The sequence below is a fragment of the Mesobacillus subterraneus genome, assembly GCF_023715485.1.
Lineage (GTDB): Bacteria > Bacillota > Bacilli > Bacillales > Cytobacillaceae > Mesobacillus > Mesobacillus subterraneus_B.
This window is the reverse complement of sequence record NZ_JAMBOF010000025.1, coordinates 40,758-51,266: the sequence shown is the minus strand read 5'-3', so window position 1 is coordinate 51,266 and position 10,509 is coordinate 40,758. Positions and strand designations below refer to the sequence as shown.

Sequence of the window (10,509 nt, the reverse complement as noted above, 5' to 3'; positions counted from 1 at the left end):
AAACCAAATAGTCTGGTGGCGATGGCGAGAAGGTCACACCCGTTCCCATACCGAACACGGAAGTTAAGCTTCTCAGCGCCGATGGTAGTTGGGGGTTTCCCCCTGTGAGAGTAGGACGCCGCCGGGCTGTTTGAACAATTTAAATGGATTACTAATATTATCGACGCGGGGTGGAGCAGCCCGGTAGCTCGTCGGGCTCATAACCCGAAGGTCGCAGGTTCAAATCCTGCCCCCGCAATAATCCATCTTTTCTTTACATAATGGTCCCGTGGTGTAGCGGTTAACATGCCTGCCTGTCACGCAGGAGATCGCCGGTTCGATCCCGGTCGGGACCGCCATTTTTTTAGATTAATAGAATCATCAAACGAAACATGGTTTCGTTTTTTTTATTGTCTAAAAATGAAATTCGGCTGGTTTTTTTGCCCGTACTGCTTAAATCGTGTACACTACATATAGAATCGTCATCCTTAGGAGGCATCCTAAGGTTTTTTTATATTTAAGGATTGAAACATTCAGTTATATAAAGCAAAGGTGATAATAGATGGCCACTTATCAATTAATATCTGAACAGCCTGAGCAGACGAAGGATTTTGCCAAGAGGCTTGGGGGTTTATTAAAAGCCGGTGATGTGATTGCACTTGAAGGTGATTTAGGTGCGGGAAAGACTACTTTTACAAAAGGGCTTGCCGAAGGCCTGGGGATTACTCGCAATGTGAATAGTCCAACGTTCACAATCATTAAAGAGTACCAGGGAAGACTTCCACTGTATCATATGGATGTATATCGCGTGGAGGATGCGTTTGAAGATCTTGGATTTGAAGAATACTTTGAAGGTAATGGTGTGACTGTTGTTGAATGGGCTCATTTGATTGAAGCACAATTGCCTGAAGAAATCCTCCTTATCCAGCTTTATTTAGAGGATAATGGGGCAAGGAAGATCGTTGCTGAGCCAAAAGGCGAGCGGTATGAAGAATTGTGTAAGGAGATTTTTTAAATGAAAGTATTATCGATCGATACGTCCAATTATGTTCTGGGGATTGGCCTCTTGGATGGCGAAACCGTGATGGGCGAGTATATTTCTAATATAAAGAAGAATCATTCCGTCAGGGTCATGCCTGCGATTCAGACGCTGATGAATGAATGTGGCATCAAGCCTGGTGATTTATCTAAAATTGTTGTGGCAGAAGGTCCTGGATCATACACAGGTGTCCGCATTGGCGTGACGATTGCTAAAACATTGGCTTGGACACTGAAGATTCCTTTGTCTGGTGTATCGAGTCTTGAGGTCGCAGCTGCATCGGCAGGGCGTTATTTTAATGGATATGTTTCTCCTTTCTTTGATGCGAGGAGAGGGCAGATTTATACAGGGCTGTATAAGTTTGAGGATCAGATTTTACAGGCGGTAAAAGAAGACCAGCTTGTCATGTCTGTTGATTGGGTGCAAACGCTAAATGAAATGAATAGCAAAGTTTTATTCACAAGCAATGATTTGCATTTGCATGAAAAGGTCATAAGTGAAGGATTAGCTGACAAAGCTGTTTTTGCTGCAATCACAGAGCATAACCCAAGGCCAGCTGAATTAGCGTTATTGGGAAGGGATAAAGAAAGTGTTGACTTGCATACATTTGTCCCTAACTATATTCGAATGGCAGAAGCTGAGGCCAACTGGCTTAAATCGCAAGAGAATAATAAATAAGTGGGAAGATGAAATGAATAAGACAATAACTTTCCGTAAAATGACCGTAGAGGATCTTGATGATGTAATAGAAGTAGAAGTAAATTCCTTTGCGACACCATGGAGCAGAGAAGCCTTTTTCAATGAATTGACGAAGAATCAATTTGCCCAGTATCTCGTTGTTGAAGTCGACCAAAAGGTAGTTGGCTATTGTGGGGTTTGGATCATTGTCGATGAAGCGCATATAACGAACATCGCACTCTTGCCGGATTATCGGGGGATGAAGCTTGGTGAAGCGCTTATGGAGAGGGTAATAGAGCTTACACGTGAACTGGGAGCTTTAAGGGTTACTTTGGAGGTCCGTGTGAGCAACGAAAGGGCACAGAAGCTTTATCGCAAGTTCGGATTTGAAGCTGGTGCTTTACGGAAGCAATATTATACTGACAATATGGAAGATGCTTTAGTAATGTGGGTGAATTTATAATGACAACAAAAGACCAATTAATAATGGGAATTGAAACGAGCTGTGATGAAACGGCTGTTTCAATTGTTAAAAACGGCCGGAAGATACTTGCCAATGTGGTGGCTTCACAGATTGAGAGTCATAAAAGATTTGGCGGGGTAGTTCCAGAAATTGCTTCCAGGCATCATGTAGAACAAATTACAATCGTATTAGAAGAAGCTTTGGCGCAGGCAAATATTGAATTAAAAGATTTGGATGCCATCGCTGTAACGGAAGGTCCAGGACTTGTAGGTGCCTTATTGATCGGGGTAAATGCAGCCAAGGCGCTTGCTTTTGCTAATGATATCCCGCTTGTGGGCGTTCATCATATTGCTGGGCATATTTATGCTAACCGACTTGTAGCGGAGATGAAGTTCCCGCTGATCTCTCTTGTTGTATCAGGTGGCCATACAGAACTAGTCTATATGAAAGAGCATGGCCACTTTGAGGTAATAGGCGAGACACGTGATGACGCGGCAGGAGAAGCGTATGACAAGGTCGCGCGCACATTGCATCTCCCATATCCGGGTGGACCTCATATCGACAGGCTGGCACAGGAGGGACAAGCAACAATCGACTTGCCTCGTGCATGGCTCGAGGAAGGTTCATATGATTTTAGCTTCAGCGGATTGAAATCGGCTGTCATCAATGTTGTGCATAACGCACAGCAGCGAGGGGAAGAAATTGTCCCAGCCGAGCTGGCGGCGAGCTTCCAGGAGAGTGTTATTGATGTGCTTGTGACAAAAACGCTGAAGGCTGTTAAACAGTATGGCGTTAAGCAAGTACTGCTTGCAGGGGGTGTTGCAGCGAATAAAGGGCTTAGAGAGGCCTTATCCACAGCATTCGTTGATTTGGATGTTGATATTGTCATCCCACCGCTAGCTTTATGCACGGATAATGCCGCTATGATTGCAGCTGCAGGAAGTGTATTATATGAAAAAGGCGAGCGCGCAGATTTAACTTTAAACGGAAATCCCGGTCTAGAGATAACTATCCACAACGATAGTCGGAAGTAAAAAAGTAATTTTTAAATTGATCTGTGGATATGTTAGCGTTTTTAACATGATTCTGTGGATAGTGTGGATAAAAACAGCTTATTTTGTGGATAATGTGGAAAAGTCTATGGATAAGCTATAAAACAGTCTTTGGTATGTGAATAAGTTTGTGAACAAAAAGTCCCGGATTTAAACCGGGACTTTTTTTGTGGATTATTTTGAGTATAAAATAGGTTTTTGAGCTAAATTGTTTAGTTTTTTTAACTTTTAAGAATAAATTAGGATTTTGAGAGGGAATTTCTATTTAGAATTGAGAAGCTTAAAGAAGAATTTAGAGTTGAATTATTTTTTATAGCGAAAAAATGAATTTAATAGCGAAAAACATTTTTTTATAGCGAAAAATCAATTTTTATAGCGAAATCAGTACATTTAATAGCGAAAAATAAAATTTAATAGCGAACTGGAAATTTCATGCCCTTTTTTCCAGTTCGCTGATCCAAAAACCGGCATGATGCCCGGTCCAATGTCCAATCTAAGCCCACTCAGTCCACTCTTCCATCAATTCATCGAGTTTCTCTTTGGCTAATTCAATCTTGTTATTAATGTCGGCTACTTTTGCGTGGTCTTGGAAGACTTCCGGGTTACATAGCAGCTCCTCGTATTCTGCGACTTCGAGTTCCAGCTGTTCAATAGTTGCTTCGACTTCCTCCATGCGCCGCTTGCGCTGGCGTTCGAGCTTTTTGGCTTCTTTGTCCTGCTGGTACGAGTTTTTATCTTGCTTTGAGGAGTCTGTAACGCTCCCTGATGCTTTAGCTGCCTGTTCGGCCAGTGCCTTCAGCTCTTCCTGCTCGAGTTTCTTTTCCAGGTAATAATCATAATCCCCTAGATATTCCGTTGCTCCAGTGCGGTCAAGTTCAATCACCTTGGTGGCAATTCTGTTAATAAAGTAACGGTCATGGGAAACAAAAAGGATTGTGCCTGGATAATCAATCAATGCGTTTTCAAGGACTTCCTTGCTGTCCAAGTCTAAATGGTTGGTCGGCTCGTCTAAAATTAAGAAGTTGGATTGTTGCAGCATCAGCTTGGCAAGTGCCAGCCGCGCTTTTTCGCCGCCGCTCAGGGTTGAGACGATTTTGAGCACATCGTCTCCAGAGAATAGGAAATTCCCCAAAACGGTACGAATATCTTTTTCTGATTTCAGCGGATACTCATCCCATAGCTCATTCAATACTTTTTTGTTAGAGCTCAGTTCAGCTTGCTCCTGATCATAGTAACCAATCATTACATTAGAGCCATAATGGATGCTGCCAGCGATTGAAGGAAGCTTTTCAACAATCGTCTTCAGCAAGGTTGATTTGCCAACCCCATTAGGACCGACAAGGGCAGTACTGTCACCGCGTGAAAGATGAAAAGTGATATTCTCGGAAACCACATCCTCATGGTAGCCTACGGCGAGTGAGGATGCTTTCAGGACATCGTTGCCGCTCTGGCGCTCAATCTGGAAGCTGAAGGACGCGGATTTTTCATCACCAAGGGGCCTGTCCATCCGGTCAATCTTATCAAGCTGCTTTCTGCGGCTTTGGGCCCGCTTGGTCGTGGAAGCACGCGCAAGGTTCCTCTGAATGAAGTCCTGCAGCTTGGCGATTTCGTCCTGCTGCTTTTCAAACAGCTTCATGTCACGTTCATAGTTCTCGGCTTTTTGATCCAGATAGGAGCTGTAGTTGCCAGGGAACTTTGCCAGCTGATGACGGGAAATTTCATATACCTGGTTGACGACCTTATCAAGGAAGTAGCGATCATGGGAAACAATCAGGATCGCGCCTGCGTAGCCCTGCAAATACTGTTCAAGCCAGGAAAGTGTGTCAATGTCCAGGTGATTCGTTGGTTCGTCCAGGATTAAAATATCAGGACGTGTCAACAACAGTTTCGCCAAAGCAAGCCTTGTTTTCTGTCCACCGCTTAAAGTCGATATTTTTGTGGAATAATCAAAAGAATGAAAGTTCAGGCCGTGCAGGACGGAGCGGATGTCGGCTTCATATTGATAGCCGCCTTTGTCCTTGAATTCGACCTGGAGAAGGTCATATTCCTTCAATACCCTGTCGTATTCTGTCTGGTTTGTCAGTATATCAGGATCCGACATTTTTTCTTCAAGCCGGCGCAAGTCCCTTTCCATGCTTTGAAGATGGGCGAAAACGGCGAGCATTTCTTCCCAGATGCTTTTCTCAGACTCAAGTCCGGTATTCTGTGCCAGGTAGCCGATCGTCGTTCCCTTAGGGCGGATGATCTCTCCGCCGTCATGGGATTCGTAGCCTGCGATGATTTTAAGCAAGGTGGATTTGCCTGCACCATTCCGCCCGACTAGCGCAACTCGGTCGTTGGTCTGTATTTCAAACTTAATATTCGATAAAATAAGATCAGCAGCAAAATATTTTGATAGCTGATTAACTTGTAATAATATCATTATTTTTCACCTCAATAGCCTTAGGAATAGTGTAACGCATTACTATAGGCACGGCAATATATGCGGGCTTTCCAGCAGGTAAATGGATTGATAAGTTATTTGTGAAGATAGAAACAAAGTTCACACACAAATTTCACAAAATAGTGTATCATTTGGTTGAAAGGAGCTTGAACATGGCAGAATTTACGCATTTTAATGAAGAAGGCAGAGCGAAAATGGTTGATGTCAGCGACAAACCTGAGACGGTTCGCACGGCAATCGCCCATTCAAGCATAACTGTGAATGAAGATATATATGTAAGAATCACTGAAAACAAAATGAAAAAAGGGGATGTGCTGGCGGTAGCGCAGGTAGCCGGAATCATGGCAGCCAAAAAAACATCGGAAATTATCCCGATGTGCCATCCACTTCCATTAACAGGCATTGACCTTTCGTTCGATTGGGAGCAAAATGGAAATGACTATAGTTTAAATATCACGGCATCTGTGAAAACAAAAGGGAATACAGGTGTGGAAATGGAAGCGTTAACAGCAGCTTCAGCATGTGCGCTGACTGTTTATGATATGTGCAAGGCCGTGGACAAAGGCATGGTGATCGGCAAGACGTATTTAGTCGAAAAAACCGGCGGGAAAAACGGCGATTTTAAGAGAGAAGAGAAGCTGAAGTAGAAATTTGGACAGGGTGGAGGATGGAGAATGACGAACGAAACTATGAAGATTCCGCAGGCAACCGCAAAACGCTTGCCGCTGTATTACCGATTTTTATTGAACCTGCATTCTTCAGGAAAGCAAAGAGTGTCATCTGCAGAGTTAAGTGAAGCGGTAAAAGTTGATTCTGCGACAATTAGAAGGGATTTTTCTTACTTTGGGGCCTTGGGGAAAAAGGGGTATGGCTACAATGTGAATTATCTGCTGACATTTTTCCGGAAGACATTGGATCAGGATGAGCTGACAAAAGTGGCGCTGATTGGCGTCGGAAATCTCGGCACGGCTTTTTTGAATTATAATTTCTCGAAAAATAATAATACAAAAATCGAGATTGCTTTTGATGTTGATGCGGGAAAAGTAGGTACAGTAATGGGTGACGTGCCTGTGTATCACATGGATGAGCTGGACAAAAAGGTCGTTGAGGAAGGAATCCAGGTGGCGATCCTTACCGTACCATCTGCGGTAGCACAGCCTATCACCGACAGATTGGTTCAGGCGAATATTAAAGGAATCCTTAATTTTACACCTGCACGATTGAATGTGCCAAATTCCATCAGGATTCACCATATTGACCTGTCTGTAGAGCTACAGTCATTGATTTATTTCCTGAAGCATTATCCAACTGATACTGAAACGGAAGAAGCATAAGAAATAGCCCCTTCTTAATGAAGGGACTATTTTTTTTGAATTTGTTTTAGTTTGAAATGGAACAAGATCATTCGGATACCAGAACCAAAGTCAAATGTGGCAAGCGCAACGAGCAGATAGGAGAAAAATCCCCAGCCTGACTCGTTTACATTCTGGATGGCGAAATAGGTGAATAAGCTGCCTAGCAAGATGTAGACAATGCCTGAAAATATAGGCGATTGCTTCATAACTTAAAATTCCCCAATAAAGCTTTGAATTTTTTCTGCTTCTTTTATCATTCTCTCAATGTCTTCCCTGAATACGGATTGAAGCAGGACAACCATTGTATTCATCGTAACATGTGCAATAATCGGCACGATGATCCGCTTCGTTTTCACATATAGGAAAGCAAAGGTAAAGCCCATAGCGGAGTAAAGAATCACATGCTCAGGTTCAAAGTGCGCCAGCGCAAAAATTACGGAACTAATCAATGCCGCAAAAAAGAAGTTCATCTTTTTATGCAGACTGCCGAAAATGATTTTCCTGAAGACGATTTCTTCTAAAATTGGCCCGATGATCGAGCTGACAAGGATGACAATCGGGAAATTTTCAATCAGTTTAATTATTTCCTGTGTATTTTCAGAGCCCATTTCAATTCCGAGCATATTTTCAATGCTTGCAGCAACGGATTGAGCCATCAAGGCAAGAAATACACCGGCTGCTGCCCAGGCAGCTGAGCTTGCCGGGGTTGCCGCACCGCGCAAATCAGCCTGCAATTTGGACTCCTTCCTTAATATCAGCAGAACGATCAGAAGTGTTAGAGTGAAGCTGATCACAAGCCAGTATGGAATCGAGAGTGTTTCCATTTCCTTCAGGCTTTTCCCCATTGCTGCCCCAATGAAGGCTACGAGCGGAATGCCGATCAGGCTAGAAAGCTGCATGGCAATATAGGCAATAATGACGTACCAGTATTCCTTCTTCAATATGATAATCTCCTTTGATCAGATAGGCTCTATTTTATGAATATGCGTCACAATGATTAATGAATGCTATCTATCCATTTTACTAGTAAACATCTTAAAAGTTCAAATCGGAGGCTGCTTGGGTAAAAATTAGTGGTTAAGATTCCGCGTATGCAGCATACTCTTTAAGGTGGCTTTTTTTAGCCTGGCCCTAATAGAAATCTGCTGTCGAAGCAGAGAGGTTTTTTACGAGAAATGCCGGTTAATGTCACTATATTGGTGGCCAGAATTAAAGAAGCATTTTTATAAAAAAATTTGGACTTCATGCTTGCAAAAAAAATCCAGATTCATTAATATATAAATTGTGTTAGCACTCGATTGAGGAGAGTGCTAATAAAAAACTAATTACATATAATTTGAGGAGGTTGATTCACTTGATCAAGCCATTAGGTGATCGCATTATTATCGAGCTTGTTGAGTCTGAAGAAAAAACTGCAAGCGGTATCGTTTTACCCGACACAGCGAAAGAAAAACCTCAAGAAGGTAAAGTCGTAGCTGTTGGAACTGGCCGTGTCCTTGACAACGGAGAGCGCGTTGCTCTAGAACTTACAGTTGGCGACCGTATTATCTTCTCAAAATACGCAGGTACAGAAGTGAAGTACCAGGGAACTGAGTACCTGATCTTGCGTGAAAACGACATTCTAGCAGTAGTGGAATAATCACTGCGATCTTAAACGGAACGTTATAAAATAGTTAAAATTCGAGGAGGTTTTTTTACGATGGCAAAAGACATTAAGTTCAGTGAAGAAGCACGCCGTTCGATGCTTCGCGGAGTTGACGCTCTTGCAAACGCAGTAAAAGTTACTCTTGGACCAAAAGGACGCAACGTGGTACTTGAGAAGAAATTCGGTTCTCCACTAATCACAAACGATGGTGTGACAATCGCAAAAGAAATCGAGCTTGAAGATGCATTTGAAAACATGGGTGCTAAGCTTGTTGCTGAAGTAGCAAGCAAGACAAACGATGTTGCTGGTGACGGAACAACTACTGCAACTGTTCTTGCTCAAGCAATGATCCGTGAAGGTCTAAAGAACGTAACTGCCGGTGCTAACCCAATGGGTATCCGCAAAGGTATGGAAAAGGCTGTTGTAACAGCCGTTGAAGAATTAAAAGCGATCTCTAAGCCAATTGAAGGCAAAGCATCAATCGCTCAGGTAGCATCTATTTCTGCTGCTGACGAAGAAGTTGGCCAATTGATTGCTGAAGCGATGGAGCGCGTTGGCAACGACGGCGTTATCACAATCGAAGAATCTAAAGGCTTCACAACAGAATTGGACGTTGTAGAAGGTATGCAGTTCGACCGCGGATATGCATCTCCATACATGGTAACTGATTCTGACAAAATGGAAGCAATTCTTGAAAATCCATATATCCTGATTACTGATAAGAAGATTGCAAGCATCCAGGAAATCCTTCCTGTACTTGAGCAAGTTGTCCAGCAAGGCAAGCCATTATTGATGATTGCTGAAGATGTTGAAGGTGAAGCTCTTGCTACATTAGTAGTCAACAAGCTTCGCGGAACATTCAATGCAGTGGCTGTTAAGGCTCCTGGCTTCGGTGACCGCCGTAAAGCTATGCTTGAAGACATCGCTGCATTAACTGGCGGTGAAGTAATCACTGAAGAGCTTGGCCGTGACCTTAAATCTGCTACAATCACATCTTTAGGACGCGCTTCTAAAGTTGTTGTTACTAAAGAGAACACGACGATCGTTGAAGGTGCTGGAGACAGCGCTCAAATCGCTGGCCGTGTGAACCAGATCCGCGTTCAAATGGAAGAAACAACTTCTGAATTTGACCGTGAAAAATTACAAGAGCGCCTTGCTAAGCTAGCTGGCGGCGTTGCAGTCATCAAAGTTGGTGCTGCTACTGAAACTGAATTGAAAGAACGCAAGCTTCGCATTGAAGATGCATTGAACTCAACTCGCGCTGCAGTTGAAGAAGGTATCGTATCCGGTGGTGGAGTTGCACTTCTAAACGTATACAACAAAGTATCTGAAATCCAGGCTGAAGGCGACGAAGCAACAGGTGTGAACATCGTCCTTCGTGCAATGGAAGAACCAGTTCGCCAGATCGCTCACAACGCAGGCCTTGAAGGCTCTGTAATCGTTGAGCGCCTAAAGCGCGAAGAAGTCGGCACAGGCTTCAACGCTGCTACAGGCCAGTGGGTAAACATGATCGAAGCTGGTATCGTTGACCCAACTAAAGTTACTCGTTCTGCACTTCAAAACGCAGCATCCGTATCTGCTATGTTCTTGACTACTGAAGCAGTAGTTGCTGACCTACCAGAACCAGCTGGTTCAGGTATGCCTGACATGAGCGGTATGGGCGGCATGGGTGGAATGATGTAATAAATGCTAATAACCTTTATTTATAAAGGTTTATAGGCCCTGATGCTCTTTTGAGTGTCCAGAAAAGTGACCGATATAATTATCATAATAACTGGAAAGAGACCTTTCATAAGTTACTGAAACTTAAGAAAGGCCTCTTTTTTTATGTCTATCTTAAGCTTTGTATTTCTCC

11 protein-coding genes, 2 tRNA genes and 1 rRNA gene are annotated in these 10,509 nt (G+C 43.2%); 11 read left to right on the top strand and 3 right to left on the bottom strand.

Annotated features, from left to right (window positions below):
- The first annotated feature begins 11 nt into the window (after positions 1-11).
- The 7 genes from rrf (at position 12) to tsaD (ending at position 3,193) form a co-directional block, all read left to right on the top strand.
- Positions 12-127 (top strand): 5S ribosomal RNA (gene rrf, locus M3204_RS22330).
- 37 nt (positions 128-164) lie between these two features.
- Positions 165-238, top strand: a tRNA-Met gene (locus tag M3204_RS22325).
- A gap of 24 nt (positions 239-262) precedes the next feature.
- Positions 263-338: transfer RNA gene (locus tag M3204_RS22320), tRNA-Asp, on the top strand.
- A gap of 203 nt (positions 339-541) precedes the next feature.
- Complete coding sequence (tsaE, locus tag M3204_RS22315) at positions 542-994, top strand: tRNA (adenosine(37)-N6)-threonylcarbamoyltransferase complex ATPase subunit type 1 TsaE (RefSeq protein WP_251488311.1); 453 nt, start codon at positions 542-544, stop codon at positions 992-994.
- Complete coding sequence (gene tsaB, locus M3204_RS22310; protein ID WP_251488298.1) at positions 995-1,696, top strand: tRNA (adenosine(37)-N6)-threonylcarbamoyltransferase complex dimerization subunit type 1 TsaB; 702 nt, start codon at positions 995-997, stop codon at positions 1,694-1,696.
- Positions 1,697-1,709: 13 nt separating this feature from the next.
- Positions 1,710-2,159 carry a ribosomal protein S18-alanine N-acetyltransferase gene (rimI, locus tag M3204_RS22305; protein WP_251488294.1) on the top strand — a complete coding sequence of 150 codons (450 nt, stop codon included), beginning with the start codon at positions 1,710-1,712 and terminating at the stop codon, positions 2,157-2,159.
- Positions 2,159-3,193 carry a tRNA (adenosine(37)-N6)-threonylcarbamoyltransferase complex transferase subunit TsaD gene (tsaD, locus tag M3204_RS22300; protein ID WP_251488291.1) on the top strand — a complete coding sequence of 345 codons (1,035 nt, stop codon included), beginning with the start codon at positions 2,159-2,161 and terminating at the stop codon, positions 3,191-3,193. Before rimI ends, tsaD begins: the two co-directional genes overlap by 1 nt.
- 511 nt (positions 3,194-3,704) lie before the next feature.
- Here tsaD and abc-f read toward each other — a convergent pair.
- Complete coding sequence (abc-f, locus tag M3204_RS22295) at positions 3,705-5,633, bottom strand: ribosomal protection-like ABC-F family protein (RefSeq protein ID WP_251488277.1); 1,929 nt, start codon at positions 5,631-5,633, stop codon at positions 3,705-3,707.
- Between the two features lie 173 nt (positions 5,634-5,806).
- Here abc-f and moaC point away from each other — a divergent pair, with 173 nt between their 5' ends.
- Together moaC and M3204_RS22285 are read left to right on the top strand one after the other, a co-directional pair.
- Positions 5,807-6,301: a cyclic pyranopterin monophosphate synthase MoaC gene (moaC, locus tag M3204_RS22290; RefSeq protein ID WP_251488262.1), complete on the top strand. Its 495-nt coding sequence runs from the start codon at positions 5,807-5,809 to the stop codon at positions 6,299-6,301.
- 27 nt (positions 6,302-6,328) lie between these two features.
- Complete coding sequence (locus M3204_RS22285; protein ID WP_251488258.1) at positions 6,329-6,988, top strand: redox-sensing transcriptional repressor Rex; 660 nt, start codon at positions 6,329-6,331, stop codon at positions 6,986-6,988.
- Positions 6,989-7,014: 26 nt separating this feature from the next.
- Here the strand turns inward: M3204_RS22285 and M3204_RS22280 are convergent, their stop codons facing one another.
- Both M3204_RS22280 and M3204_RS22275 read right to left on the bottom strand, forming a co-directional pair.
- Positions 7,015-7,215, bottom strand: coding sequence for a YdiK family protein (locus M3204_RS22280; RefSeq protein ID WP_251488255.1), 201 nt, complete (start codon positions 7,213-7,215; stop codon positions 7,015-7,017).
- Between the two features lie 3 nt (positions 7,216-7,218).
- Entirely contained in the window at positions 7,219-7,950 is a 732-nt protein-coding gene (locus tag M3204_RS22275) for a CPBP family intramembrane glutamic endopeptidase (RefSeq protein ID WP_251488252.1), read from the bottom strand.
- A gap of 413 nt (positions 7,951-8,363) precedes the next feature.
- Here M3204_RS22275 and groES point away from each other — a divergent pair, with 413 nt between their 5' ends.
- Together groES and groL are read left to right on the top strand one after the other, a co-directional pair.
- A complete protein-coding gene (groES, locus tag M3204_RS22270; RefSeq protein ID WP_251488249.1) occupies positions 8,364-8,648 on the top strand; it encodes a co-chaperone GroES in 285 nt (94 codons plus the stop codon).
- Positions 8,649-8,708: 60 nt separating this feature from the next.
- The gene (groL, locus tag M3204_RS22265) at positions 8,709-10,337 is read left to right on the top strand and encodes a chaperonin GroEL (protein WP_251488234.1); all 1,629 of its coding nucleotides are present in this window, start codon (positions 8,709-8,711) and stop codon (positions 10,335-10,337) included.
- Positions 10,338-10,509: the final 172 nt, after the last annotated feature.

Excerpts from the sequence above, each read along its gene's own strand:
- M3204_RS22285 (WP_251488258.1), top strand. The coding sequence starts at position 6,329 with ATGACGAACGAAACTATGAAGATTCCGCAGGCAACCGCAAAACGCTTG.
- groL (WP_251488234.1), top strand. The coding sequence starts at position 8,709 with ATGGCAAAAGACATTAAGTTCAGTGAAGAAGCACGCCGTTCGATGCTT.
- tsaD (WP_251488291.1), top strand. The coding sequence starts at position 2,159 with ATGACAACAAAAGACCAATTAATAATGGGAATTGAAACGAGCTGTGAT.
- M3204_RS22280 (WP_251488255.1), bottom strand. The coding sequence starts at position 7,215 with ATGAAGCAATCGCCTATATTTTCAGGCATTGTCTACATCTTGCTAGGC.
- abc-f (WP_251488277.1), bottom strand. The coding sequence starts at position 5,633 with ATGATATTATTACAAGTTAATCAGCTATCAAAATATTTTGCTGCTGAT.
- rimI (WP_251488294.1), top strand. The coding sequence starts at position 1,710 with ATGAATAAGACAATAACTTTCCGTAAAATGACCGTAGAGGATCTTGAT.
- tsaB (WP_251488298.1), top strand. The coding sequence starts at position 995 with ATGAAAGTATTATCGATCGATACGTCCAATTATGTTCTGGGGATTGGC.
- tsaE (WP_251488311.1), top strand. The coding sequence starts at position 542 with ATGGCCACTTATCAATTAATATCTGAACAGCCTGAGCAGACGAAGGAT.
- moaC (WP_251488262.1), top strand. The coding sequence starts at position 5,807 with ATGGCAGAATTTACGCATTTTAATGAAGAAGGCAGAGCGAAAATGGTT.